Origin of the sequence: Enterobacter cloacae complex sp. ESBL7 (genome assembly GCF_041679625.1) — a bacterium.
Classification (GTDB): domain Bacteria; phylum Pseudomonadota; class Gammaproteobacteria; order Enterobacterales; family Enterobacteriaceae; genus Enterobacter; species Enterobacter asburiae_B.
On sequence record NZ_JBGORN010000004.1, the window covers coordinates 114917 to 140407 of the forward strand.

21 protein-coding genes are annotated in these 25491 nt (G+C 58.9%); 12 read left to right on the forward strand and 9 right to left on the reverse strand.

Going from position 1 to position 25491, the window contains the following annotated elements:
* Positions 1–20: 20 nt before the first annotated feature.
* Positions 21–1913 (forward strand): DNA topoisomerase IV subunit B, encoded by a 1893-nt coding sequence (gene parE / locus ACERY3_RS16535; RefSeq protein WP_029740698.1) that lies wholly within the window; start codon positions 21–23, stop codon positions 1911–1913.
* Between the two features lie 83 nt (positions 1914–1996).
* On the opposite strand, the gene ACERY3_RS16540 is transcribed toward parE, so the two are convergent.
* Positions 1997–4138 (reverse strand): TonB-dependent siderophore receptor, encoded by a 2142-nt coding sequence (locus ACERY3_RS16540; protein ID WP_373226029.1) that lies wholly within the window; start codon positions 4136–4138, stop codon positions 1997–1999.
* A gap of 386 nt (positions 4139–4524) precedes the next feature.
* On the opposite strand from ACERY3_RS16540, the gene ACERY3_RS16545 reads away from it, so the two are divergent.
* The 5 genes from ACERY3_RS16545 to ACERY3_RS16565 are packed head-to-tail and all read left to right on the forward strand — an operon-like array spanning position 4525 to position 9198.
* Positions 4525–5337, forward strand: a complete 813-nt coding sequence (locus ACERY3_RS16545; RefSeq protein WP_373226030.1) for an ABC transporter ATP-binding protein — start codon at positions 4525–4527, stop codon at positions 5335–5337.
* Positions 5334–6317: a FecCD family ABC transporter permease gene (locus ACERY3_RS16550; protein ID WP_373226031.1), complete on the forward strand. Its 984-nt coding sequence runs from the start codon at positions 5334–5336 to the stop codon at positions 6315–6317. The genes ACERY3_RS16545 and ACERY3_RS16550 overlap by 4 nt, the downstream gene beginning before the upstream one ends.
* Entirely contained in the window at positions 6314–7354 is a 1041-nt protein-coding gene (locus tag ACERY3_RS16555) for an iron ABC transporter permease (protein WP_058841721.1), read from the forward strand. Before ACERY3_RS16550 ends, ACERY3_RS16555 begins: the two co-directional genes overlap by 4 nt.
* Positions 7355–7363: 9 nt before the next feature.
* Positions 7364–8314, forward strand: a complete 951-nt coding sequence (locus ACERY3_RS16560) for an iron-siderophore ABC transporter substrate-binding protein (protein WP_373226032.1) — start codon at positions 7364–7366, stop codon at positions 8312–8314.
* Positions 8311–9198, forward strand: coding sequence for a MurR/RpiR family transcriptional regulator (locus ACERY3_RS16565; RefSeq protein ID WP_033146656.1), 888 nt, complete (start codon positions 8311–8313; stop codon positions 9196–9198). Before ACERY3_RS16560 ends, ACERY3_RS16565 begins: the two co-directional genes overlap by 4 nt.
* 84 nt (positions 9199–9282) lie before the next feature.
* On the opposite strand, the gene ACERY3_RS16570 is transcribed toward ACERY3_RS16565, so the two are convergent.
* From ACERY3_RS16570 to qseB, 4 genes are all read right to left on the reverse strand, one after another.
* On the reverse strand, positions 9283–9597 hold the full coding sequence (locus ACERY3_RS16570; protein ID WP_373226033.1) for a putative quinol monooxygenase: 315 nt from the start codon (positions 9595–9597) through the stop codon (positions 9283–9285).
* 31 nt (positions 9598–9628) lie between these two features.
* Complete coding sequence (locus ACERY3_RS16575) at positions 9629–10210, reverse strand: NAD(P)H-dependent oxidoreductase (protein ID WP_087823196.1); 582 nt, start codon at positions 10208–10210, stop codon at positions 9629–9631.
* Positions 10211–10315: 105 nt separating this feature from the next.
* On the reverse strand, positions 10316–11653 hold the full coding sequence (qseC, locus tag ACERY3_RS16580) for a quorum sensing histidine kinase QseC (protein ID WP_373226035.1): 1338 nt from the start codon (positions 11651–11653) through the stop codon (positions 10316–10318).
* Positions 11650–12309, reverse strand: coding sequence for a quorum sensing response regulator transcription factor QseB (gene qseB, locus ACERY3_RS16585; protein WP_373226036.1), 660 nt, complete (start codon positions 12307–12309; stop codon positions 11650–11652). The genes qseC and qseB overlap by 4 nt, the downstream gene beginning before the upstream one ends.
* 139 nt (positions 12310–12448) lie before the next feature.
* Between qseB and ACERY3_RS16590 the strand changes: the two genes are divergently transcribed.
* From ACERY3_RS16590 to ftsP, 4 genes are all read left to right on the forward strand, one after another.
* Positions 12449–12850 (forward strand): YgiW/YdeI family stress tolerance OB fold protein, encoded by a 402-nt coding sequence (locus ACERY3_RS16590; RefSeq protein WP_023309189.1) that lies wholly within the window; start codon positions 12449–12451, stop codon positions 12848–12850.
* Positions 12851–12968: 118 nt separating this feature from the next.
* Entirely contained in the window at positions 12969–15227 is a 2259-nt protein-coding gene (gene parC, locus ACERY3_RS16595) for a DNA topoisomerase IV subunit A (protein ID WP_029740706.1), read from the forward strand.
* A 163-nt stretch (positions 15228–15390) separates the two neighbouring features.
* Positions 15391–16128, forward strand: a complete 738-nt coding sequence (plsC, locus tag ACERY3_RS16600) for a 1-acylglycerol-3-phosphate O-acyltransferase (protein WP_023333413.1) — start codon at positions 15391–15393, stop codon at positions 16126–16128.
* Positions 16129–16186: 58 nt separating this feature from the next.
* Positions 16187–17599, forward strand: coding sequence for a cell division protein FtsP (gene ftsP, locus ACERY3_RS16605; protein WP_023309186.1), 1413 nt, complete (start codon positions 16187–16189; stop codon positions 17597–17599).
* Between the two features lie 30 nt (positions 17600–17629).
* Here ftsP and ACERY3_RS16610 read toward each other — a convergent pair whose 3' ends face one another.
* Positions 17630–19105, reverse strand: coding sequence for a TrkH family potassium uptake protein (locus tag ACERY3_RS16610; protein WP_045888194.1), 1476 nt, complete (start codon positions 19103–19105; stop codon positions 17630–17632).
* A gap of 199 nt (positions 19106–19304) precedes the next feature.
* Between ACERY3_RS16610 and ACERY3_RS16615 the strand changes: the two genes are divergently transcribed.
* Complete coding sequence (locus ACERY3_RS16615) at positions 19305–21476, forward strand: YgiQ family radical SAM protein (RefSeq protein ID WP_058841716.1); 2172 nt, start codon at positions 19305–19307, stop codon at positions 21474–21476.
* Positions 21477–21559: 83 nt separating this feature from the next.
* Here the strand turns inward: ACERY3_RS16615 and dkgA are convergent, their stop codons facing one another.
* Together dkgA and yqhD are read right to left on the reverse strand one after the other, a co-directional pair.
* Entirely contained in the window at positions 21560–22387 is an 828-nt protein-coding gene (gene dkgA / locus ACERY3_RS16620; protein WP_033146647.1) for a 2,5-didehydrogluconate reductase DkgA, read from the reverse strand.
* 105 nt (positions 22388–22492) lie between these two features.
* A complete protein-coding gene (gene yqhD, locus ACERY3_RS16625; protein ID WP_058841715.1) occupies positions 22493–23656 on the reverse strand; it encodes an alcohol dehydrogenase in 1164 nt (387 codons plus the stop codon).
* 195 nt (positions 23657–23851) lie between these two features.
* Here yqhD and ACERY3_RS16630 point away from each other — a divergent pair, with 195 nt between their 5' ends.
* Complete coding sequence (locus ACERY3_RS16630; protein WP_058841714.1) at positions 23852–24751, forward strand: AraC family transcriptional regulator; 900 nt, start codon at positions 23852–23854, stop codon at positions 24749–24751.
* 44 nt (positions 24752–24795) lie between these two features.
* Here ACERY3_RS16630 and yghB read toward each other — a convergent pair whose 3' ends face one another.
* A complete protein-coding gene (gene yghB, locus ACERY3_RS16635; RefSeq protein WP_039262934.1) occupies positions 24796–25455 on the reverse strand; it encodes a DedA family general envelope maintenance protein YghB in 660 nt (219 codons plus the stop codon).
* Positions 25456–25491 lie beyond the last annotated feature (36 nt).

Consider the following 25491-nt stretch of genomic DNA (forward strand, 5'->3'; position numbering starts at 1 on the left):
GCGAATTGCTAGTTTAAATCATGACGCAAACCTATAACGCTGATGCCATTGAGGTCCTCACCGGGCTTGAGCCGGTTCGCCGCCGCCCGGGGATGTACACCGATACGACGCGCCCAAACCATCTGGGCCAGGAAGTTATTGATAACAGTGTGGACGAAGCGCTGGCGGGCCATGCCAAACGCGTTGACGTCATTCTGCACGCCGATCAGTCGCTGGAAGTCATCGACGACGGGCGCGGCATGCCGGTGGATATCCACCCGGAAGAGGGCGTGCCTGCCGTTGAGCTGATCCTCTGTCGTCTGCACGCGGGCGGTAAGTTTTCCAACAAGAACTACCAGTTCTCCGGTGGTCTGCACGGCGTGGGCATTTCCGTGGTGAACGCCCTGTCCAAACGCGTGGAAGTGAACGTCCGTCGCGACGGTCAGGTGTACAATATCGCGTTTGAAAACGGCGATAAGGTGCAGGATCTGCAGGTTGTCGGCACGTGCGGCAAACGCAACACCGGCACCAGCGTCCACTTCTGGCCTGACGAAAGCTTCTTCGACAGCCCGCGTTTTTCCGTTTCTCGCCTGACGCACCTGCTGAAAGCCAAAGCGGTGCTGTGTCCGGGCGTGGAAATCACCTTTACCGATCACGTTAACAATACCGCACAAACCTGGTGCTACGCCGACGGTCTGAACGATTACCTGTGCGAAGCGGTAAACGGCCTGCCGACGCTGCCGGAAAAACCGTTTGTCGGTAACTTTAGCGGCGATACCGAAGCCGTGGACTGGGCGCTGCTGTGGCTGCCGGAAGGCGGCGAGCTGCTGACCGAAAGCTACGTCAACCTGATCCCAACCATGCTCGGCGGTACCCACGTCAACGGCCTGCGTCAGGGGCTGCTGGACGCGATGCGTGAGTTCTGCGAATACCGCAATATTCTGCCGCGCGGCGTGAAGCTGTCGGCGGAAGATATCTGGGATCGCTGCGCCTACGTGCTCTCCGTGAAGATGCAGGATCCGCAGTTTGCCGGTCAGACCAAAGAGCGCCTGTCGTCACGTCAGTGCGCGGCGTTCGTCTCCGGCGTGGTGAAAGATGCGTTTACCCTGTGGCTGAACCAGAACGTTCAGGCGGCAGAGATGCTGGCCGAAATGGCGATTTCCAGCGCTCAGCGTCGTCTGCGTGCCGCGAAGAAAGTGGTGCGTAAAAAGCTGACCAGCGGCCCTGCGCTGCCGGGCAAGCTGGCGGACTGTACCGCGCAGGATCTCAACCGTACCGAACTGTTCCTCGTGGAAGGGGACTCGGCGGGCGGATCGGCCAAGCAGGCGCGCGATCGTGAATATCAGGCGATCATGCCGCTCAAGGGTAAGATCCTGAACACCTGGGAGGTCTCTTCTGATGAAGTGCTGGCCTCGCAGGAAGTGCACGATATCTCGGTGGCGATCGGCATCGATCCGGACAGCGACGATCTGAGCCAGCTGCGCTACGGCAAGATCTGTATCCTCGCGGATGCGGACTCCGATGGTCTGCACATCGCCACGCTGCTGTGCGCGCTGTTCGTGAAGCACTTCAAAACGCTGGTGAAAAATGGTCACGTCCACGTGGCGCTGCCGCCGCTCTACCGTATCGACCTCGGCAAAGAGGTTTACTACGCGCTGACGGAAGAAGAGAAAGCGGGCGTGCTGGAACAGCTGAAGCGCAAGAAGGGCAAACCGAACGTGCAGCGCTTTAAAGGGCTGGGCGAGATGAACCCGATGCAGCTGCGCGAAACGACGCTGGATCCGAACACGCGCCGTCTGGTGCAGCTGACGATCAGCGATGAAGACGAGCAGCAAACCAACGCCATGATGGATATGCTCCTTGCCAAGAAACGTTCGGAAGACCGACGTAACTGGCTGCAGGAGAAAGGCGATATGGCGGATATTGAGGCCTGATGCCCTCACCCTAACCCTCTCCCGCCGGGAGAGGGAATGGATCCTAGGCCCGGTAAGCGTTAGCGCCACCGGGCTTTTTTACATCAAAACTCCATCTTCACCGTAAACTGCACTTCGCGCGGATCGCCAATCTGGTTGCCCAGGTTGTTGGTCGCAATGGACGACGTGTAGTAGGTCTTATCAAACAGGTTTTTCACGTTCACCTGCAGCGTCACCGGATACTGTAGCTTCATCTTGTACGCCGCAAACGCGTCCGCCACGAAATAGCCCGGCAGATAATAATCCGCACCGTTGGTTGCTGAGCGACGGCTTACGCCGTGCCCGCCGCCGCCCAGCGTCAGGGTATTCCCGGCAAACGCATTGTGAATATCGTAGGTCAGGAACAGGGAGCCGGTATGGCGCGGCACGTTCGGCAGCGGTTTGCCCGCATAGTCCGGATCTTCCAGCACCTTCGCGTCGGTATAGCCGTAGCTGGCGATAATGTTGGTGTTCTCGGTCAATGACCCGGCAAGATCCACCTCCACGCCCTGCGAGCGCACGCGGCCCGCGGTTTTGGCGAAGGTTTCATCACCAATGTTTTCGGTGTACAGCACGTTGCGCTTGTGGATATCAAACAGCGCGATATTGGCGGTAATGCCGTCGAACAGGTCGAATTTAGCGCCTATTTCATACGCGTTTGACGTTTCCGGCGGCAGGTCGCCGATGTAGCTCGCAATGGACGACTGCGGCATAAACGTCTGAGAGTAGTTGGCAAACAGCGAGACCGCCGGGGTGAGCTTATAAACAAGACCCAGCTTCGGCGTCCACTGGTCGTCGCGGCTGTCGGTGTTCACGTTAAACGGACGGCCTTTCCCCGCGTACTGAGTGTAATACTGATAGCGCATTCCGGCGACGGCGATCCACTTATCGGTCAGGTACAGCGCGTCCTGCGCGTAGGCGGAGTAACTCTCCTGCTTAATGGTTTGATCGCTGTCGGATGCCGAGACGGTGGTGCACTTGCCGAGGCTGCCGTAGCTCGGGTTGTAAATATTGAAGTCCTTAACGTTCTTACAGCGGATCATGTCCGTACGCAGCAGATCGTAATTCTCATACGACACGCCGGTCAGGATCTCATTGTAAAAGCCCGCGATGTCCACGTTCCCCTGCAGATCCGCGCGCGTCGTGTGCATACGCTGGGTCGAGCCCTGGGTCGCATCCACGCGGCGGGTCAGGTTGCCGGTTTTTGAATCGTAGGCCATCACGCGGGCCTGGTTATCGCTGTATTTATCCTGGCTGTAGCTGTAGTCGAACTTCGCGGTCCACTGGCTGTTAAGGCGATACTCCGCGTTGAGCTGAGCGAGATCGGACTGTCCGTCGGTCACGTTAAACGGTTCGTCGAAGCGGGTTTTGCGATCGACGTTGACGGCTTTTTTAGTGTTGAGATCGAAGATCGTTCCGCGATCGAACGGCGTTTTATAGTCGCGATGCGAATAGAGCACGGTCACGGTGGCGTCGTCGCCGAACCAGGTCAGCGACGGGGCAATAAAGGTGCTGCGTTCGGTGCCGAAATTACGCCAGTAATCCTCGTCCTGATATTCGCCCGTCAGGCGATACGCCAGGCGCGTGCCGTCAATCGGGCCGGTAACATCGATCTGACCGGTGCCGCCGCCAAAGCTGGATGAGGTGGCAGAAATTGAACCGCCGAAGGTCTTCTCCGGGCGTTTGGTGACGACGTTAATCAGTCCGCCCGGATCGAGAATGCCATAGAGCGTCGAGGCCGGGCCTTTCAGCACCTCCACGCGCTCGGTTGCGGCATTAAAGCTGCGCGGCAGCACGGTGCGCAGGCCGTTGGTCATGATCGAGCCGTCGCGGTTCGCGCCAAATCCGCGGCGCACGAAGGCATCCTGCGTACCGCCCAGGGTGTTGGTCTGCACCACGTTGCTGACGTTATAGAGCGCTTCATCCAGCGTGGTGGCATGCTGATCCGCCAGCACTTTGTCGCTGACGGTATTGACCACCTGCGGGATGTCCAGCATCGGCATGTTGGTTAACGTCGCGGTGGAGGTATTCAACGGCTGATAGCCATTCGTGGCCTCCGCCGTCGTATTTGGATCGGCGGTGACGGTAAGCGTTTCGCCGTCTTTAGTCGCGGTGTTATCTGCTGCCTGCACCAGCGGCGCCATAAACAGCAGTGAAAAGAGCGCGCGCCCTTTTACCCCAGAGAGTGAAGGTGTGAACGTAGCCATTACATCTGTTATCCCGAAATATCCCGCGAATGACGTTTCGCGGAAAAATGTGTGAGTCATTGCCCTTTACGGTCTGTCCGTTAGCCACGGTGGGCATCGGACATGTAATTGAGAATCATTCAATCATGCGCGAATGTAGTAGTAAATGGAAAAAAGAAAAAATCGACTACAACGTTTAGCCGGGCGTATAAGCGCAGCGGGATGATTATTAATTTATTGAATTAAATGCTTTTTAAAGTCATTCCTTGTTCATTTTCCCTCAGGCTTATCCCTGGTTTTATCAGGGTGTTTCTTCTCTTGACTACTACATGACGCAGCGTCAAACTCTCAAAAGAGAATGATTTTTATTTATATTTGTTGCGCTTTTTTATTACGTTGGCATTCACGTGGCTCACAACACAAAAAAACCGGGACTGGTTCTGGAGAACCTCTCTGCGGGCTATCAGAAAAAAATCATCGTTGATGATATCTCCCTTGCGATCCCACAGCAGAAAATGACCGTGCTGGTAGGGGCGAACGGCTGCGGAAAATCCACGCTGCTGAGCACCATTGCGCGTTTGCTTCAGCCGCTTGGCGGCGCGGCAGTTCTCGACGGCAAGGCGATCCACGCGCTGCCGACCAAAGCCGTCGCCCGCCAGCTGGGTATCCTGCCGCAGTCTCCGCTGCTCCCGGAAAGGCTGACTGTCTTTGAACTGGTCTCGCGCGGGCGTTTTCCCTGGCAGAACTTTATGCGCCAGTGGAGCGACGAGGACGAGCTGGCGGTGGAAGAGGCCCTGCGCCTGACCGGCACGGCGGAGTTTGCCCATATGCCGGTGGAAAGCTTATCCGGCGGCCAGCGTCAGCGCTGCTGGATCGCCATGGCGCTGGCGCAGCAAACGCCGTATATCCTGCTTGACGAGCCCACGACGTTTCTCGATCTCCGCTATCAGGTGGAGATCCTGGAACTGCTGCACACCCTGACCCGACAGCACGGGCGTACCGTCGTGGTGGTGCTGCACGATCTCAACTTCGCCGTAAACTACGGCGACTCGCTGGTCTTTTTACGCCAGGGGAAAGTTGAAGGCGTATTGCATGAGGGCGATGCCTGCACGCCGGAGCTGATCAAAGCGGTGTTTGATGTGGACGTGCATATGTCCATAAACCCGTTGACCGGCAAGCCGTTCTTTATGCCGTTTCGCCAGGGCCCTGTTCAGCCATGATGCGCTCCTCTCTGGCCTTCCCGATCTTCGCACTGCTGCTGGCGCTGGGCGCGATTTTGCACCTGGGCATTGGCGCACGCTTCATCGCCCCGCAGACGGTGGTGGAGGCATTTTTCCATTTCGATCCGCGCAATTTCGACCATAACGTCATTATCAAATTAAGACTGCTGCGCCTCTGCGCCGCGATGGTGACGGGCGCCGCGCTCGGCGTGGCGGGCGTGCTGTTGCAATCCGTGATCCGCAACCCGCTCGGCGAGCCGCATATTCTGGGGCTCAACGCCGGGGCCGCGCTGGCGGTCGTGATTACCAGCGCGCTTGGGCTATCGCTGCCGTTTGGTCGCCCGCTCGTTGCCGCCGCCGGTGCCGCCGCGCTGTTTTTGCTGGTGCTGATGTTCTCCTCGTCCGGTCGCACCGGGCTTACGCCGATGAAGGTCACGCTGTGCGGCGTGGCGATGTCGGCGTTTGCCTCGTCGATTACCGCCGCGGTGTTAATCCTCGATGAACAGACGCTGCTCGCCATGCGCACCTGGCTGGCAGGGGACCTGGCCGGGCTCAACGTGCAGACGCTCCGGAGCGCCCTGTGGGCCGCAACAGCCGGTTTTGTTCTCGCCATCGGGCTGTCGCCCTCGCTCAACATGCTGGCGCTGGGAGACCGGATGGCGCAGGGGCTTGGCGTGTCGCTGCTGAAAACCCGCCTGCTCGCCCTGCTGGCCATCGCGCTGCTCTGCGGCGCGGCCGTCTCAATTGCCGGGCCGATTGGCTTTATCGGCCTGGTCGTGCCGCAGCTCATTCGTCGTCTGGTGTCGGTCGATTTACGCGTGATGGTGCCGCTGTCTGCCCTGTGTGGCGCGCTGGTTCTGCTGCTGGCGGATATCGCCGCCCGCACGCTGTTTACGTCCTGGGAGCTGGCAACCGGCATCATGACGGCCCTGGTCGGCGCACCCGTATTCATCTTTATGGCATCGAGGATGTTCAAATGAACCGGGCCGGATTCCGCGCGATCCGTATTGGCCGTTTATCGGCGCTGGTTCGCCCGAGGGCGCTGGCGTGCCTGACGCTTTTAGCGCTGGTGGCGTTAAGCCTGCTGGGCTTTGGCCTGACGCACGGATCTCTGCCTGTTCCCACCTCCGCCATCGGGCGGGCGCTGTTTTGTCCTGAGAGCCTGACGGCGGAGACGCGCTACATCGTGATGGATATCCGCCTGCCGCGCCTGCTGATGGCGGTGCTGTGCGGCGCGATGCTCGGTATGGCGGGGGCGGCAATGCAGTCCATCACCCGCAATGGTCTGGCCGATCCCGGGCTTATCGGCGTGAAGGAGGGCTGTAGCGCGGCGGTACTGCTGCTGATTTTTCAGTTCCCGGCGCTGGGCCTGGCCTGGCGTCCGCTGGTCGGCATGGCCGGTGGGCTGCTTACCGCGTTGCTGGTTATCGCCCTGGCGCGCGATATCTCGCGCCCGCGATTTATCCTGATCGGCATCGGCGTGTCGTGGGCGTTTGCCGCCGCAATGGGCGTCTTTATCACCACCGCCGACGTGCGGGACGTGCAGACGGCGATGCTGTGGCTGGCGGGAAGCCTGCATGCGGCAAACTGGACGCTGGTGGGGTTAGCCGCGCTCTGGGCTGCCCCCGCGTTTGCGCTGCTGCTGTTTACCGCAAGGGCTGCGGACGTGGCGTTGCTCGGCAATCAGGCCGCAGCGGGCCTTGGCGTGCGCATAACCCGGCTGGCGCTGCTGCGGGTTCTCGCCCCGGTGGTGCTGACGGCGGCCTGCGTCTCGTGCGTGGGCAGTATTGGTTTCGTGGGGCTGATTGCTCCGCATATGGCGCGCCTGCTGCTGCGCGGTGGGCAAACCGCGCTCCTGACGGGAAGCGCCGTGCTGGGCGCGCTGCTGGTGCTGCTGGCGGATAACGTCGGACGTCTGGCGTTCCTCCCGCTGCAGCTGCCGGCGGGAATTGTGATTTCATTGATTGGCGGACCGTTTTTCCTGCTGCTGCTCTGGCAGCGTCGGGACAGATTTTAGGGGACTAGGATGCGCGTAGTATTTTCGATGCTGTTGCTGGTGGGGTTCGCGGTGGGTGCGGCGGAGCCGACGCAGACGTTTACTGACGATCTGAACCGAAAAGTGGTGGTGCCGGTTCATCCGAAACGGATTGTCTCCTTACACGATCTGGATATCACCATTCCGCTGATTGAGCTTGGCGTGCCGCCGGTGGCGAGCCATGGCCGCACGCGGCCGGACGGCAGCCACTTTCTGCGCTCCAGCGGCATGTTGACCGGCGTCGACTTCGATAATTCCGACATTACATTTATCGGCACGGCCGATATCGACATTGAAGCCATCGCCGCCGCAAAGCCTGACCTAATTATTACCGAGCCGACCCGCAACACCCCGCTGGAACAGCTGGTGAAAATTGCCCCGACGGTGAGTATCGATCATCTCGACGGCGGCGCGCCGGAGATCTACCGCAAGCTGGCTCAGCTGACGGGAACGCAGGCGCGGCTCAAGATTCTGGAGCGGCGCTATCAGGAGCAGATTAAGGCCCTGAAGGCGGCTATTGGTACCCGCAAGGTGACCGTGTCCGTGATTCAGGCGAATCAGGGAAAGATTAACGCCATGCACAGCTACCACTCGCTGGGCCGCGTGCTGCGCGACGCCGGGTTCACCTTCCCGCCGCTGATTGAGAGCATCCCGGAGGGAGGGCGCATCGACGTCAGCGCCGAGCGCCTGCCGGAGCTGGATGCCGATTTCGTCTTCGCCACCTGGCGCGGGGATACGGGCGGTAAACCGCAGGACGAGCTGGCGGCGATGGATGCGGTGATGCCGGGCTGGTGTCAGTTCCTGAATGCCTGCCGAACCGGGCATTACGTGCTGATCTCGCGTGAAGAGGCCATCTCGAATTCGTACGCCTCGTTAGGGCTGATGGCCGCGCAGGTGCAGTCGCAGATTGCCGGGCGTCCGCTACCGGAGGCGTCACGGTGATCCGCAAAGAGAAAGGGCGCGTGGATGTCTATGGCGACCGCTTTCGCGCGCGTGCGCATCAGCTGACGCCGCGTCTGCTGCAGGTTGCACGCTATATCCATGACAACCGCGAAGCGGTGATGGAACAGACCGCAATGGAGATCGCGACGCTGTTGAAAACGTCGGATGCCACGGTGGTCCGCGCCATTCAGGCGCTGGGTTTCGCCGGGCTGCGCGATCTCAAGCAGACGCTGGAGCAGTGGTTTGGTCCGGTGGTCACCTCCAGCGAAAAGATGTCCACCACGGTGAATACGCTCGCCAGCGACGTCAACGCGAGCATTGATTTCGTGCTGGAGGGGCATCAGCACACCTGCGAGGTGTTATCCGAGCCCCACAACCGCTACGCGATGGCCCAGGCGGTCTCTCTGCTGGCGCAGGCGAGGCAGGTTGCCATATTTGGCATTGGCGCCTCCGGCATTCTGGCCGAGTACACCGCCAGGCTGTTCAGTCGTATGGGGTTACCCGCCACGCCGCTTAACCGTACCGGCATAGGGCTTGCCGAGCAGCTGATTGCGCTTCAGCGCGGCGACGTGCTGGTGATGATGGCGCAGAAATCCGCGCACCGGGAGGGGCAAACCACGCTGCGTGAAGCAAAACGTCTGGGCATTCCCACCATCCTGCTGACCAATGCCCTCGATTCGCGCTTCAGCAAGGAGGCCAGCGTGGTGATCCACGTTCCGCGCGGCGGCGAAAAAGGTAAAATCCCGCTCCACGGCACGGTGCTGCTGTGTCTGGAGATGATCATTTTATCCGTCGCCTCCACCGAGCCGCAGCGCACCATCAAGTCGATGAAGCGCATCAACGAGCTACACCGTGGGTTAAAACCGGGGAAGAAAAGCACCTAAAAACAAAGCCCGGTAGCGCTGACGCTCACCGGGCCTGGATCTGTTCTCCCTCTCCTTTCGGGAGAGGGCGGGGTGAGGGAGAACTTAAACCCCTTGCACCAGAATGCGGATGTGGGTTTCCAGCACGTCACCCTTCACCGCGTCGCTCCACGCTTTCATGTGAGGGGTCTGCAGGTGCGCTTCAAGGTGCGCGACGGTTTCCCACTGCTCAACCATGATGATTGAGTCTGGCGCGGTCGCCTGGAAGCTGGCGTCAGTGGCGGCATCCACCATCGGCGCGTAGCCGTGGCAGCCTTCTTCTTTCAGTACGGTCGGGATAATTTTCGCGAACTGATCCAGCACCGCCTGGCGGTGATGTTGACCTGGACGAGTACGGATTTCTGCGATTACGGTAAGCATGTTTACTACTCCTTTAATTCCAGGCTACCAGTTAAGCAAAAATTTCCGCGAGATGCTTGCGATATTCTGCGATATAGCTCGGGACGTCAGGCATTTTAATCACGTCGTTGACGATAAAGGTCGGCAGCGGATCCATGCCCAGGAACTGGTTAGCCTTGTGGAACGGCAGGTACGCGCCGTCGACGCCCACGCCTTCGAAGAACTGATCTTTATCGGTGAAGGCTTCCAGCGGGGCGTTCCAGGTCAGCGAGAGCATATATTTTTTGCCCTGAATCAGGCCGCCTGAGCCGTATTTTTTGGAGGCGTCAGAGCGGGTGCGGCCATCGCTGGCATACAGCGAGCCGTGACCTTCGGTGAACACGTCGTCCATGTATTTTTTTACGGTCCACGGCGCGCCCATCCACCAGCCTGGCATCTGCCAGATCACCACGTCAGCCCACAGGAAGTTCTGCACTTCGGCCTTCACGTCATAACTGCTGTCTGCACGCACGACCTTAACATCATGCCCGGCGTCGCGCAGGAAACCGTCCGCGACCTCGGTCAGGGTGTCATTCAGCTGGCCTTTAGAGTGCGCAAATTCTTTTGCACCGTTGATAATCAGGATGTTGCTCATTATTTGTCCTCGATGATGAGAGTATGGCCAGTATTCTACGCGCGAGGACGGTGCGGTAAAATGAGCAAAATGTGCAAAGTCTTTTGCGTTAAACGCAATAATCCCTTACCAGCTGACCTTCACTTCAAAACCGCCTTCAGGTGCATTGCCCAGCGAAACGCGCATCCCGTGCAGGGCTGCGATGCGTTTTACAATGGATAACCCCAGCCCGCTGCCCGTGGCATCCTGACCCGGCGGACGATAAAAGCGCTCGCCGATGCGCGCCAGCGCGTCCGGTGAAATGCCTGGGCCGTTGTCGCGCACGGTAAAGCCACGCGCGTCCAGCGTCACGTCCACCACGCTGCCGCGCGGGCTGTAGCGAATCGCGTTATCCAGCAGGTTGCGCACCAGCAGGCTCAGGAGCAGCTGCTGGCCCGTGCGTGTCACCTCTGGTGCATGGATGTTCAGGCGAATATCAATGCCCGCCTGCTGTGCCGGATGCCAGATATCCAGCACGGCCGACTGCAGCAAGTCGGCCAGGGGAATCGGTTCGACATCGTCAAGGTTATCCAGCGAGTCCAGACGCGAGAGCGTGAGGAGCTGATCCACCAGCCGGGAAGCGCGGTCGATGCCCGCATGCAGCTGCGTCAGCGCCTTTTCCCGCGCCTGCGGATCGTCATGAGAGAGCTGCGCCACGTCAGTTTGCACCTTCAGGGCCGCCAGCGGGCTGCGCAGCTCGTGGGCGGCATCGGACGTAAAGCGGCGCTCGCGGGTCATCATCTCCTGGGTGCGCGCGAAGAGATGATTCAGCGAGTCGAGCAGGGGGCGTACTTCCGTAGGGACACCCTCGGTCGGCAGTTTATCGGTGGCATCCGGCGAGCGGGAGCGCAGGGTCTGCGCCAGCTTTTTCAGCGGCTTCAGCTCCCGACTCAGGAGGACGATCAGCAGCAGCAACATCACGGGCAGCGCCACCAGCCAGGGGGTCAGCTGCGAGCTGACCACGTCCAGCGCCATCTCCTGGCGGTACTCCCACTCCTGGCCGACCACTACGCGGTACTTCCCGTCGGGTGAGGTTAGCCATAAAAAACGCCACTCGTCGTTGTCGCCCTGCAGCTGCCCGTTATCGAACCCGTCGCGGTGATAGTGGTACGGAATATCGCGTCCGTTTTCACCGTCGTTGAGGAGCATTTTGCCGTCGACGGCGTAAATGGCGAAAGCCAGCGCGTCGTCGTCCAGACGACCGTGCTTCACTTTTTTCGGGATCTCGCGCATGCGTTCGGGGGCGCGGATCTCGTCCAGATCCATCGTCAGCAGCCGTTTTGCAAACAGTATCTGCTGGGTATCGAACAGCTTGTCGAGCTTGTGGGTCGTCTGCTGCCAGGCAACCAGGCTGGCGGCAAACCAGGCCGTCAGAGACAGAAGTAAAAAGAGAAGCGTCAGGCGCAGCTTCAGGCTCAGTTTCATGCGTCACCCAGGGTGTAGCCGATGCCGTGCACGGTGCGGATAAACTCGCTCCCAAGCTTGCGGCGCAAATGATGGACGTGAACCTCGATGGCGTTGCTGGAGACGTCGTCGTCCCAGGTATAGAGTTTTTCCTCGATCAGCTTTCGCGGCAGCACCCGACCGGCGTTACGCATTAACAGCTCCAGCAGCGCGAACTCTTTCGGCTTTAGCGTCAGCGGCTCACCGTCCAGCGTGGCGACGAGACGGGTTGGATCGAGCGTGACCTTCCCGTGACGCAGCTCGCTACTCGCCTGGCCGTGGCTGCGGCGGACCAGCGCTTCGAGGCGGGCACCCACTTCGATCAGCGCGAACGGCTTACAGAGATAATCATCCGCGCCAAGACGTAGCCCTTCGACGCGCTGGTTCAGCGCATCCCGCGCCGTCAGAATCAGTACCGGCTCGCTGCGCCCGCTCTCGCGCCACGCGCGCAGGATGTCCAGACCGTCAATTTCCGGCAGCGTCAGATCCAGCACCACGGCATCATAGGGTGCAGAAGACAGCGCGGCCTGGCCGGTTTTACCGTCGGTAAACCAGTCCACGCTAAAACCCATTTTGCTCAACCCCGCCTTGATACCGTCGCCGATTAACCTGTCGTCTTCTACCAGTAAAATGCGCATGTTCCCTCCTTGATGTCGTCAGTAAACCCTCTGTAAGCGCCTGCTGTACAGCAATAATAAATAAATTTTTCCCTTAAGAAGTTGTTAAGGATTACCCTGTTAAATGGACTGCGAAACGACATTAAAGGGAGAGATGAAGATGAAAAAATTCGCTGCAATTGCTGCCATCATGATGATGACCACCGCGCCGGTCTTTGCTGCTCAGGGCGGTTTTACTGGCCCATCGGCCACACAGACCCAGACGCAAACTCAGCAGGGCGGTTTTGTCGATAACAACGCCAACCTCACCACCGCGGCAAAAGTGAAAGACCTGAAGGACGATGCCTGGGTGAAGCTGCGCGGGAACATCACCGAGCGCCTGTCCGATGACCGCTACACCTTCCGCGATGAGTCCGGCACGGTCGTAGTTGAGATTGACCACAAGCGCTGGAACGGCGTGACCGTCACTCCGCAGGATAAAGTTGAACTGCAGGGTAAAGTCGATAAAGACTGGAACGAGTTTGAAATCGACGTGAAGCAGGTTATTAAGCTGAACAAATAACCCGAAATGGGCCGCCTGTGCGGCCCTTTTTCTTTGTGACTCAATTCATCAGATGAGGTAGTATCTGCGGCAATATTGCCTGAAACCCTTCGGTTTCTGAGTTGAGGAATCACACGTAATGAGCGATATGGCAGAGCGCCTCGCGCTACATGAATTCACGGAAAACGCCTACCTGAACTACTCCATGTACGTCATCATGGACAGGGCGTTGCCGTTTATCGGGGATGGCCTGAAGCCCGTTCAGCGCCGCATCGTGTATGCGATGTCCGAACTGGGGCTGAACGCCACCGCCAAGTTCAAGAAGTCCGCCCGTACCGTCGGTGACGTACTGGGTAAATACCATCCGCACGGCGACAGCGCCTGTTATGAAGCGATGGTGCTGATGGCGCAGCCGTTCTCTTACCGCTACCCGCTGGTGGACGGGCAGGGGAACTGGGGTGCGCCGGACGATCCGAAATCCTTCGCGGCGATGCGTTATACCGAATCCCGCCTCTCTAAATATGCCGAAGTGCTGCTGGGCGAGCTGGGTCAGGGAACCGTTGACTGGGTGCCAAACTTCGACGGTACGATGCAGGAGCCGAAGATGCTGCCTGCGCGTCTGCCGAACATCCTGCTGAACGGTACCACCGGTATCGCGGTCGGTATGGCGACGGACATTCCGCCGCACAACCTGCGTGAAGTGGCGAAAGCCGCTATTACCCTGATTGAGCAGCCGAAAGCGACGCTCGACGAGCTGCTGGATATCGTGCAGGGGCCAGATTTCCCGACCGAAGCCGAGATCATCACCTCGCGCGCGGAAATCCGCAAAATCTACCAGAACGGTCGCGGCTCCGTGCGCATGCGCGCGGTGTGGAATAAAGAGGACGGCGCCGTGGTGATCACCGCGCTGCCGCATCAGGTTTCCGGTGCCAAAGTGCTGGAGCAGATCGCCTCCCAGATGCGCAATAAAAAGCTGCCGATGGTGGACGACCTGCGCGATGAATCGGATCACGAGAACCCGACCCGTCTGGTGATCGTGCCGCGCTCCAACCGCGTGGACATGGAGCAGGTGATGAACCACCTGTTCGCCACCACCGATCTGGAAAAAAGCTACCGCATCAACCTGAACATGATTGGCCTCGACGGACGTCCGGCGGTGAAAAACCTGCTGGAGATCCTCACCGAATGGCTGACCTTCCGCCGCGATACGGTCCGTCGTCGTCTGAACCATCGTCTGGAGAAAGTGCTTAAGCGCCTGCATATCCTCGAAGGTTTGCTGGTGGCGTTCCTCAATATCGACGAAGTGATTGAGATCATCCGTACCGAGGACGAGCCGAAGCCGGCGCTGATGTCGCGCTTTGGCATCAGCGAAACCCAGGCCGAAGCGATCCTCGAACTGAAGCTGCGCCATCTTGCCAAACTGGAAGAGATGAAGATCCGCGGCGAGCAGAACGAGCTGGAAAAAGAGCGCGATCAGCTGCAGGCGATCCTCGCGTCCGAGCGCAAGATGAACACCCTGCTGAAGAAAGAGCTGCAGGCCGATGCCGACGCCTTCGGCGACGACCGTCGGTCTCCGCTGCACGAGCGCGAAGAAGCGAAGGCGATGAACGAGCACGACATGCAGCCGTCCGAGCCGGTCACGATTGTTCTGTCGCAGAGCGGCTGGGTGCGCAGCGCCAAAGGCCACGATATCGACGCGCCGGGGCTGAGCTACAAAGCGGGCGACAGCTTCAAAGCGGCGGTGAAAGGCAAGAGCAACCAGCCGGTAGCGTTTATCGACTCCACCGGCCGCAGCTACGCCATCGACCCGATTACGCTGCCTTCCGCGCGCGGGCAGGGCGAGCCGCTCACCGGCAAGCTGACGCTGCCGCCGGGGGCGACGGTTGACCATATGCTGATGGAAGCCGATGACCAGAAGCTGCTGCTGGCGTCCGATGCGGGCTACGGCTTTATCTGTACCTTCAACGATCTGGTCTCCCGTAACCGTGCCGGTAAGGCGCTGATAAGCCTGCCGGACAACGCCCACGTGATGGCGCCGCTGGTGATCGAGAACGAAAGCGACATGCTGCTGGCGATCACCACCGCCGGACGTATGCTGATGTTCCCGGTCAGCGATCTGCCGGAGCTGTCGAAAGGCAAGGGCAACAAGATCATCAACATCCCGTCGGCGGAAGCCGCGAAAGGCGAAGATGGCCTGGCGCACCTCTTCCTCCTGCCGCCGCAGAGCACGCTGACCATTCACGTCGGCAAGCGTAAGATCAAGCTGCGTCCGGAAGAGCTGCAGAAAGTGGTGGGTGAGCGCGGTCGCCGCGGCTCGCTGATGCGCGGCCTGCAGCGCATCGACCGCGTGGAGATTGACTCTCCTGCACGCAGCACCGCGGGTGACAGCGAAGAGTAATATCGTGATATCCCCCTCTGCCCGGAGGGGGAGTTTCAATAAAATTTCCCGTAAAATCGTTGTTAATTCGTGCGTTGCGATTAACAATACGCGCTCGTAATAAAGTCCTTACCTGGCCACAGGTGAAGTATAATTGTCAGCTGTTGGGGCTTCAGAGGTCGCTATGCTATATATTGTTCGTCTTATTCTTACCGTTATCTACTGCATTCTGGTCTGTATTTTCGGCTGCATCTATTGCCTGTTCAGTCCGCGTAATCCTAAGCATGTTGCCACCTTCGGCCATATGTTCGGTCGCCTTGCGCCGCTGTTTGGTCTGAAGGTTGAAAAACGTCTGCCTGAAGGGGCGGAGAATTTCGGTAACGCTATCTATATCGCCAACCATCAGAACAATTACGATATGGTGACCGCCGCAAATATCGTTTTGCCACCGACCGTGACGGTGGGGAAAAAAAGCCTGCTGTGGATCCCGTTTTTTGGCCAGCTGTACTGGCTGACCGGTAACCTGCTGATCGACCGTAACAACCGTGCGAAAGCGCACAGCACCATTGCGGAAGTGGTGAATCATTTTAAAAAGCGCAGAATCTCAATCTGGATGTTCCCGGAAGGAACGCGCAGCCGCGGCCGAGGCCTGCTGCCGTTTAAAACCGGGGCGTTTCATGCCGCAATTGCGGCAGGTGTTCCAATTATTCCTGTGTGTGTTTCCAATACTTCGAATAAGATTAATCTTAACCGCCTGAATAACGGGCTGGTGATTGTCGAAATGCTGCCACCCGTCGATACCAGCAAATACGGTAAAGACCAGGTGCGCGAGCTGGCAGCGCACTGCCGTGAGCTGATGGCTCAGCACATTGCGCAGCTCGACAAAGAAGTCGCAGAGAGAGAAGCCGCCGGTAAGATTTAATCCGGCGTTGAAGGGAAAACGAATTCCCGCGTTGTTAGTCGTTTCAGATGGAGCTTATATGTCACTCAGTCGGCGTCAGTTTATTCAGGCTTCCGGGATCGCCCTTTGTGCGGGTGCGATGCCGCTGACAGCCAGCGCCGCCGGGCAGCAGCAGCCGCTGCCCATTCCGCCATTAATTGAATCCCGTCGCGGTCAGCCGCTTTTCCTGACGCTGCAGCGTAGCCACTGGTCCTTTACCCAGGGGACGCGCGCGCCGGTCTGGGGCATTAACGGACGTTACCTTGGGCCGACCATACGCGTGTGGAATGGCGATGACGTAAAGCTCATCTACAGTAACCGTACCCCTGAAAATGTCGCCATGACCATCAGCGGCTTACAGGTGCCTGGCCCGTTGATTGGCGGCGCGGCGCGAATGATGTCACCCAGCGCCGACTGGGCGCCGGTTCTGCCGATTCGTCAGAGCGCGGCCACCCTGTGGTATCACGCCAACACGCCTAACCGTACGGCGCAGCAGGTCTATAACGGCCTGGCCGGAATGTGGCTGGTGGAAGATGAGGTCAGCAAATCCCTGCCGATCCCGAACCACTACGGCGTGGATGATTTCCCGATTATCATCCAGGACAAGCGTCTGGATAATTTCGGTACGCCAGAATACAGCGAGCCGGGCAGCGGTGGCTTCGTCGGCGATACGCTGTTGGTCAACGGCGCGCAAAGCCCGTATGTCGAGGTCTCGCGAGGCTGGGTGCGCCTGCGCCTGCTCAACGCGTCCAACTCGCGCCGCTATCAGCTGCAAATGAGCGATGGCCGTCCGCTGCACGTGATCTCCGGCGACCAGGGCTTTTTACCGGCCCCGGTGTCCGTCAAACAGCTGGCGCTCTCGCCGGGCGAACGTCGCGAAGTTCTCATTGATATGACCAATGGGGATGAAGTGTCTGTCACCTGCGGTGAAGCGGCCAGCATTGTGGACCGCATTCGCGGGTTCTTTGAACCGTCGAGTATTCTTGTCTCGACTCTGGTGCTGACCCTGCGCCCGACCGGCCTGCTGCCGCTGGTGACCGATAGCCTGCCAATGCGCCTGCTGCCGCAGGAGATCATGAGCGGCTCGCCGGTGCGTAGCCGTGATATCAGCCTGGGCGACGATCCGGGCATCAACGGCGCACTGTGGGACGTCAACCGCATCGACATTACCGCGCAGCAGGGCACCTGGGAGCGCTGGACGGTCCGTTCAGATATGCCGCAGTCGTTCCATATTGAAGGGGTGGCATTCCTGATCCGCAACGTCAACGGTGCGATGCCGTTCCCGGAAGATCGCGGCTGGAAAGATACCGTCTGGGTAGACGGCCAGGTTGAACTGCTTGTCTATTACGGCCAGCCTTCGTGGCCGCACTTCCCGTTCCTGTTCCACAGCCAGACGCTGGAGATGATGGACAGGGGCTCCGTGGGGCAGATGCTGATCAACCCTGCGCCATAATCCTGTCATTCCCGGTTCGCCGGGAATGTTTTATGCCCGCCAGAAAAAGCGCGAGAACAGAATCAGTACCGGGTAAATTTCCAGACGCCCTAAGATCATCGCCGCACACATCAGCATTTTTGCCCCCTCGGTTAACGTGCCAAACGTCGACGCCGTCTCGCCAAACCCCAGCCCCATGTTGTTGATGCAGGCGGCAACCGTTGCGAATGCGGTAAACAGGTCGTAGCCCATCAGGTTGAGCGACCAGACAAAAAAGCCCGTGATCATGACGTAGAGAAAAAAGAAGCTCCATACCGAGCGCAGGACGCGTTCATTCACCACGCTTTTGCCCACCTTAATGCTCAGCAGCGCTCTCGGATGCGCCAGCTGGTTCATCTCCTGAATACTCTGCTTGAACATAATGAGAAAACGCAGGGCTTTGATCCCGCCGCAGGTCGAGCCTACGCAGCCGCCAAAAAAGCTGGCGCTCAACAGCAGGAAGATAGTGTGTGCGGGCCATTGGGCATAGTCGGCGGTCGAAAGGCCGTTATCGGTCATCATCGAGCTGGCAAGGAAGAAGGCGTGCACCAGGCTATCCGTGGCGTTGTACATCCCGGCATGCCAGACCTGCCAGGCGGTGATGACAATAATCACCGCGGCGGCGCTCAGAAAGAATTTAACCTCCGGGCTGCGGCGAATCGGTTTCAGGGTGCGTCTGACAATGGCGACGTACCAGAGGGTGAAGTTGAACGCGGAGAGCAGTGAAAACGCCCCGGCGACCAGCTCAATCGCGTGGCTGTCATAAAACCCAATGCTCTCGCTGCGGGTGGAGAACCCGCCCAACGACACGGTCGACAGCCCGTGACAGAGGGCGTCAAAAAATGACATTCCCGCCAGCCAGTAGGCCAGGGTGCAGGCTACGCCCAGCGCGAAGTAGGTTACCCACAGCGTGCGCGCGGTATCGGCAAGGCGGGGAGTCAAACGCTCCTCTTTGAACGGCCCCGGCATCTCTGACTGATAGAGCTTCATGCCGCCGATGCCCAGCAGCGGCAGGACCGCGACGGCCAGCACGATGACGCCTAACCCGCCGATAAAATTCAGCTGAGCGCGGTAATAAAGGTACGACTTGGGCAGGGCGCTGACGTCCCCGATCACCGTTGCCCCGGTGGTGGTGATCCCGGAAACCCCTTCAAAGAGCGCGTCGGCAAAGGAGAGCTGTAGCCCGTCATCCATCCAGAGCGGCATGGCGCTAATGAATGAAAACAGCAGCCAGAACAGCACGATAATCACAAACCCGTCGCGGGTGCGAAGCTGTATGCCGGCGTGACGGGTTGCCCGCCAGGTTAACCCTCCGAGAGTAAAAAAGGTTAAAAAGGTGGTCAGGAAGGCAAAGTAGGTCCGCTCTTTATTCAGCAGGGCGATAACCATCGGCGGCAGCATGGAAAGGCTGTACAGCAGAACCAGAAAACCGCAGAGGTGAAGGACAACCCGCAGCTGGGATACATGTAACGAATCGTTGGGCTTCACGACAGAGCTCCGCGCAATAACACGTTCCGGGGCAACTCACCGGAAAATATAGTGAATATTATGATTCAAAATTATCAGGGCGCGGTATTTTAACGACTTCCACGAATATCTGCCTGCTTCCTGCATCCTTTTCTTCAAATCTGGCGGATGAACAGCGTATAATCCCGCTCCTTTTGTCTATTTTTTCTTCGGAAGCATTATGAGCGCAATTTCCCTGATCCAGCCGGATCGTGACCTCTTCTCCTGGCCCCAGTACTGGGCGGCCTGCTTTGGACCGGCGCCATTCCTGCCGATGTCCCGGGAAGAGATGGACCAACTGGGCTGGGACAGCTGCGACATCATTCTGGTCACGGGCGATGCCTACGTTGACCATCCGAGCTTCGGCATGGCCATCTGTGGCCGTATGCTTGAGGCGCAGGGCTTCCGCGTGGGGATCATCTCCCAGCCTGACTGGAACAGCAAAGACGACTTTATGCGTCTCGGTAAACCGAACCTGTTCTTCGGCGTCACCGCAGGCAACATGGACTCGATGATCAACCGCTATACCGCCGACCGCAAGCTGCGCCATGACGACGCCTACACGCCGGATAACGTGGCGGGTAAACGCCCCGACCGCGCAACCCTGGTCTATACCCAGCGCTGTAAAGAAGCCTGGAAAGACGTCCCGGTGATCCTGGGCGGCATCGAGGCGAGCCTGCGCCGCACCGCACACTACGACTACTGGTCAGATACCGTTCGCCGCTCGGTGCTGGTGGATTCCAAAGCCGATATGCTGATTTACGGTAACGGCGAGCGTCCGCTGGTGGAAGTGGCGCACCGTCTGTCGCAGGGTGAGCCGGTGAGCAGCATCCGCGACGTGCGCAATACCGCCATTATGGTGAAAGAGGCGCTGTCGGGCTGGAGCGGGGTGGATTCCCGCATCATTGATATGCCGGGCAAAATCGACCCGATCCCGCATCCGTACGGCGAAGATCTGCCGTGTGCCGATAACAAGCCGGTTGAGCCGAAAAAAGCGGAAGCGAAGGCTATCGTTGTGCAGCCGCCGCGTCCGAAACCGTGGGAAAAGACCTACGTGCTGCTGCCGTCCTACGAGAAGGTGAAAGCCGACAAGGTGCTCTACGCGCACGCGTCCCGTATTCTGCACCATGAAACCAACCCGGGCTGCGCCCGCGCGCTGATGCAGAAGCACGGCGAGCGCTTTATCTGGATCAACCCGCCGGCGATCCCGCTCTCCACCGAAGAGATGGACAGCGTCTTTGCGCTGCCGTACAAGCGGGTGCCGCACCCGGCGTACGGTAACGCCCGTATCCCGGCGTATGAGATGATCCGCTTCTCGATCAACATCATGCGCGGCTGCTTCGGCGGCTGTTCCTTCTGCTCTATTACCGAGCACGAAGGGCGCATTATCCAGAGCCGCTCTGAAGATTCGATCATCAATGAGATCGAAGCGATTCGCGACTCGGTTCCGGGCTTTACCGGCGTGATTTCCGACCTTGGCGGCCCAACCGCGAACATGTACATGCTGCGCTGCAAGTCACCGCGCGCGGAGCAAACCTGCCGTCGCCTCTCCTGCGTCTATCCGAGCATTTGCGAGCATATGGACACCAACCATGAGCCGACGATCAACCTCTACCGCCGCGCGCGAGACCTGAAGGGCATCAAAAAGATCCTGATCGCGTCCGGGGTACGTTACGACATCGCCGTGGAAGATCCGCGCTACATCAAAGAGCTGGCAACGCACCACGTCGGCGGCTATCTGAAGATTGCGCCGGAGCACACCGAGGAAGGCCCGCTGTCGAAAATGATGAAGCCGGGCATGGGCAGCTACGATCGCTTTAAAGAGCTGTTCGATACCTATTCAAAGCAGGCGGGTAAAGAGCAGTATCTGATCCCATACTTCATCTCCGCCCACCCGGGCACGCGCGATGAGGACATGGTGAACCTGGCGCTGTGGCTGAAGCAGCGTCGCTTCCGCCTGGATCAGGTGCAGAACTTCTATCCGTCACCGCTCGCTAACTCGACGACCATGTATTACACCGGCAAGAACCCGCTGAGTAAGATTGGCTACAAGAGTGAAGAGGTGGTGGTGCCGAAAGGGGATAAACAGCGCCGTCTGCATAAAGCGCTGCTGCGCTACCACGATCCGAAAAACTGGCCGCTGATCCGTCAGGCGCTGGAAGATATGGGTAAAAAACACCTGATCGGCTCGCGCCGCGACTGCCTGGTACCGGCCCCGACGCTGGATGAGATGCGCGAAGCGCGTCGCCAGAACCGCAATACGCGCCCGGCGCTGACCAAGCACACGCCGATTGTGCATCAGCGTTCGAACGGTAATTCGAGTGTGAAGAAGCCCGTGAAGCGCAAAGCGTAAATAAAAAACCCCGGCGAGCCGGGGTTTTTATGTCGACACGTAGGCCGGGTAAGGCGAAGCCGCCACCCGGCTTTTTTACGCGATTACCCGCCAAACTGGTCCGGGTCCGGGCCTAAACGTTTACCCTTATCCAGCTTCGCAATCTCACCAAGCTCGTCTTTGTCCAGACGGAAATCCCAGACGTCGAAGTTCTCGGCGATGCGCGATGGCGTGACCGATTTCGGGATGACCACCAGGCCGTTGTCCAGATGCCAGCGAATGACGATTTGCGCTGGGGTTTTACCGTATTTATCCGCCAGCTCACGGATAATCTTTTGATCAAACACCCCTTCGCCGCCCTGCGCCAGCGGGCTCCAGGACTCGGTCTGGATTTTATGCGTAGCGTTCCAGGCGTGTAGCTGGCGCTGCTGCATCAGCGGGTGCAGCTCGATCTGGTTAATCACTGGCGCAACGCCCGTCTCGTCAATCAGCCGCTGCAGGTGATGAACCTGGAAATTACAGACGCCGATGCTTTTCACCAGCCCCTCTTTCTGCAGTTCAATCATCCCTTTCCAGGCATCAACATAGTGATCGATAGCCGGAACCGGCCAGTGCATCAGCCAGAGATCGACGAAATCGAGCTGGAGTTTCTCCAGGCTCTCCTCCAGCGCTTCGCGGGGACGTTTTTGATCGTCGTTCCACAGTTTCGTGGTGATGAATAACTCATCGCGGGGGACGCCAGCGCTGGCCAGTGCCTTACCCACGCCGTCCTCGTTTTTATATGCGGCGGCGGTATCAATGGACCGATAGCCGACTTCCAGGGCTTTATGAATGGCGGAGACGACCTCGTCGTTACCGGCTTTCCATACACCTAGCCCCAGCTGGGGCATCACGTTGCCGTCCTGCAGCTTGATTACGGTTTGGTTTGCCATTTTTCCTCCTTCAGGTGCGCATCGCCGGAGGGTTCCTCCGGCGATGGGTTGTGCATTAAGTCTGGACGAAATGTCAAAAAACGAAAGTCGGGAGGGCAAAAACGCTTAGCGTGCCGCTTCGTAGATGCGACGGCTCACGTCGAGCGTAATATCGCCGTGCTCGCCCAGGTGGGTCATGCCGTGCTCTTCGAGTTTCGCCAGCAGGGCAGGGATGGAGCTGCCGTCCAGGCCGTAGCCGGACAGACGCGTTGGCACGCCCAGACCTTCAAAGAAGCTTCGGGTCGCTTCGATGGCGGCATCAATACGCGCATCGTCAGAACCCTCGGTGATGTTCCACACGCGTTCAGCGTACTGCAGCAGCTTGGCGCGCTTGGTATCCCGTTTTTCGTTCCACAGCGCAGGCAGCACAACGGCCAGCGTCTGAGCGTGGTCCAGACCGTGCATCGCCGTCAGCTCGTGGCCCAGCATATGGGTTGCCCAGTCCTGCGGCACGCCAGCCCCGATCAGGCCGTTCAGCGCCTGCGTTGCCGCCCACATGACGTTGGCACGAACGTCGTAGTTTTCCGGCTCTTTCAGCGCTTTCGGACCTTCTTCGACGAGCGTCAGCAGAATGCCTTCCGCGAATCGATCCTGAATTTTGGCATCTACCGGATACGTGACGTACTGCTCAACGGTATGAACAAAGGCATCGACCACGCCGTTCGCCACCTGACGCGCAGGCAGGGTGTAGGTGTAAACCGGATCCAGGATCGCGAACACAGGCTGAACGTGTTCGTTCATAAAGGCCTGCTTGTCGCCGGTCGTTTTGCGGGAGATCACCGCGCCCTTGTTGGATTCAGAGCCGGTGGCCGGCAGGGTCAGCACGGAGCCCATCGGGATGGCGCTTTTAATGTCGCTGCCGCGGGTTTCCAGAATGTGCCACGGATCGATGCCGTCAGCGTAGTGCGCTGCCGCCGCGATGAATTTGGTGCCGTCCAGCACGGAACCGCCGCCGACGGCCAGCAGGAAGGTGATATTTTCTTCGCGGGCGATTTTCACCGCGTTCATCAGCGTTTCGTAAGACGGGTTTGGCTCGATGCCGCCGAACTCACGCACGTCCAGACCGTCCAGGGCGCTGTAAACCCGATCCAGCACGCCGGTTTTTTTCACGCTGCCGCCACCGTAGGTGATCAGTACGCGGGCGTCAGCGGGGATCTGCGCGCGCAGATCGGCGATAGCGTCTTTACCAAACAGAATGCGGGTTGGGGTGTGAAGATTAAAGTTGTTCATTGCTCGTTCCCTTTAGTGGGTGAAAAACCGTGGTGGCGCAGAGGGCGACCTGATGCTGCACATTGTGGCCGTCCGGGGCTATCCTCTCAATGCACATTCCTGCCGATGTCTTGCCCATTTCTACAGAGCGCTGGAGAAAGCGCGGAAAAGCACGCACACTGTCAGCGTCGGAAACCGTACCCGGAGTAACGTAATATGAACCGTGAAGCGATCTGCCATCAGCTCACTGCGCAGATTAAAAGACTGATAGATAAAGAAAATGGCGTCAGCGATCTGCTTCCTGACATTCGCCTGCTCTACGGCACGCAGCCCGGGACGCGCACGCCGGTCATGTACCAGCCGGGCATCGTTTTTCTCTTCTCGGGCCATAAAATTGGCTATATCAACGAGCGCGTGTTCCGCTACGACACCAGTGAATACCTGCTCCTGACGGTACCTTTACCCTTCGAATGTGAAACCTTCGCGACAGAGGCCGTTCCGCTGGCCGGTATTCGCGTCAACGTCGATATTCTTCAGCTGCAGGAGCTGCTGATGGATATTGGCGAAGACGAATTCTTCCAGCCGTCTATGGCGTCGAGCGGGATTAACTCGGCGACGCTGTCGGAAGAGATCCTCTGCGCCATTGAACGTCTGCTGGACGTGATGGAAAGGCCGCTGGACGCGCGTATTCTGGGCAAACAGATCGTCCGCGAAATTCTCTACCACGTGCTGCTGGGCCCGGGCGGCGGGGCGTTACTGGCTCTGGTGAGCCGACAGACCCACTTCAGCCTGATAAGCCGCGTGCTCAAGCGTATCGAAAGCCAGTACACGGAAAACCTCAGCGTCGACCAGCTGGCGGCGGAAGCGAACATGAGCGTCTCGGCGTTTCACCATAACTTCAAGTCGGTAACCAGCACCTCGCCGCTGCAGTACCTTAAAACCTACCGGCTGCATAAGGCGCGGATGCTGATGATCCACGACGGCATGAAGGCCAGCGCGGCGGCGATGCGGGTGGGTTACGAAAGTGCGTCGCAGTTCAGTCGGGAGTTTAAGCGCTATTTCGGCGTTACGCCGGGAGAGGATGCGTCACGCATAAGAACGATGCAGGGAGCTTAAGCTTTTCCCCTCTCCCCTATGGGGAGAGGGTCAGGGTGAGGGGATCAGGCGCTGCAGTACTTCTTCTTAATCACCACCGCGATGGTTCCCACCAGTCCTGCCACCAGCAGGAACATCGGCAGCACCATCAGGAAGGTCATCACCTGATCTTCATGGTGTTTCACAAAGGGGATCATATTCAGCGCGTAGCCGAGCGTGGTGACCACACCCACCCACAGCAGAGCGCTCAGCCAGTTGAAGAACTGGAAGCGGCGGTTTGACAGACCGGAAATGCCCGCCATCGTAGGCAGAAGCGTGCGAACAAACGCGAGGAAACGCCCCGCCAGCAGTGCCAGCAGGCCGTGGCGATCGAACATGCAGGTCGCACGCTGATGATATTTATGCGGTAACTGCGCCAGCCAGCCTTTCACGACGCGGGTATTCCCGAGCCAGCGGCCCTGCAGATAGCTCAGCCAGCAGCCCAGGCTGGCTGCGGAAGTGAGAATAACCATCGTTGGCGTGAAGTCCATGACGCCTTTTCCGATTAACGCCCCGGCAAGTAAAAGCAGGCTGTCACCGGGTAAAAAAGAGGCTGGCAGTAATCCATTTTCCAGAAACAGAGTTGCGAACATCACGAGGTAAACGATACCGACGACGTGAGGATCCGCCAGCGCGGCAAAGTCGTGATGCCAGAGCGCCGCGATAATATCTTGAATAACAGCCATGGACTTTCCTGTGGAACAGCAGATATAGCGCTATTG

What these genes read in the sequence shown, in the direction of transcription:
- ACERY3_RS16575 (WP_087823196.1), bottom strand. Translation starts at nt 10,210, where the DNA reads ATGAGCAACATCCTGATTATCAACGGTGCAAAAGAATTTGCGCACTCT.
- ACERY3_RS16560 (WP_373226032.1), top strand. Translation starts at nt 7,364, where the DNA reads ATGCGCGTAGTATTTTCGATGCTGTTGCTGGTGGGGTTCGCGGTGGGT.
- qseC (WP_373226035.1), bottom strand. Translation starts at nt 11,653, where the DNA reads ATGAAACTGAGCCTGAAGCTGCGCCTGACGCTTCTCTTTTTACTTCTG.
- parC (WP_029740706.1), top strand. Translation starts at nt 12,969, where the DNA reads ATGAGCGATATGGCAGAGCGCCTCGCGCTACATGAATTCACGGAAAAC.
- dkgA (WP_033146647.1), bottom strand. Translation starts at nt 22,387, where the DNA reads ATGGCAAACCAAACCGTAATCAAGCTGCAGGACGGCAACGTGATGCCC.
- ACERY3_RS16555 (WP_058841721.1), top strand. Translation starts at nt 6,314, where the DNA reads ATGAACCGGGCCGGATTCCGCGCGATCCGTATTGGCCGTTTATCGGCG.
- yqhD (WP_058841715.1), bottom strand. Translation starts at nt 23,656, where the DNA reads ATGAACAACTTTAATCTTCACACCCCAACCCGCATTCTGTTTGGTAAA.
- ACERY3_RS16570 (WP_373226033.1), bottom strand. Translation starts at nt 9,597, where the DNA reads ATGCTTACCGTAATCGCAGAAATCCGTACTCGTCCAGGTCAACATCAC.
- ACERY3_RS16590 (WP_023309189.1), top strand. Translation starts at nt 12,449, where the DNA reads ATGAAAAAATTCGCTGCAATTGCTGCCATCATGATGATGACCACCGCG.
- ftsP (WP_023309186.1), top strand. Translation starts at nt 16,187, where the DNA reads ATGTCACTCAGTCGGCGTCAGTTTATTCAGGCTTCCGGGATCGCCCTT.
- ACERY3_RS16630 (WP_058841714.1), top strand. Translation starts at nt 23,852, where the DNA reads ATGAACCGTGAAGCGATCTGCCATCAGCTCACTGCGCAGATTAAAAGA.
- qseB (WP_373226036.1), bottom strand. Translation starts at nt 12,309, where the DNA reads ATGCGCATTTTACTGGTAGAAGACGACAGGTTAATCGGCGACGGTATC.
- parE (WP_029740698.1), top strand. Translation starts at nt 21, where the DNA reads ATGACGCAAACCTATAACGCTGATGCCATTGAGGTCCTCACCGGGCTT.
- yghB (WP_039262934.1), bottom strand. Translation starts at nt 25,455, where the DNA reads ATGGCTGTTATTCAAGATATTATCGCGGCGCTCTGGCATCACGACTTT.
- ACERY3_RS16540 (WP_373226029.1), bottom strand. Translation starts at nt 4,138, where the DNA reads ATGGCTACGTTCACACCTTCACTCTCTGGGGTAAAAGGGCGCGCGCTC.
- ACERY3_RS16615 (WP_058841716.1), top strand. Translation starts at nt 19,305, where the DNA reads ATGAGCGCAATTTCCCTGATCCAGCCGGATCGTGACCTCTTCTCCTGG.
- plsC (WP_023333413.1), top strand. Translation starts at nt 15,391, where the DNA reads ATGCTATATATTGTTCGTCTTATTCTTACCGTTATCTACTGCATTCTG.
- ACERY3_RS16550 (WP_373226031.1), top strand. Translation starts at nt 5,334, where the DNA reads ATGATGCGCTCCTCTCTGGCCTTCCCGATCTTCGCACTGCTGCTGGCG.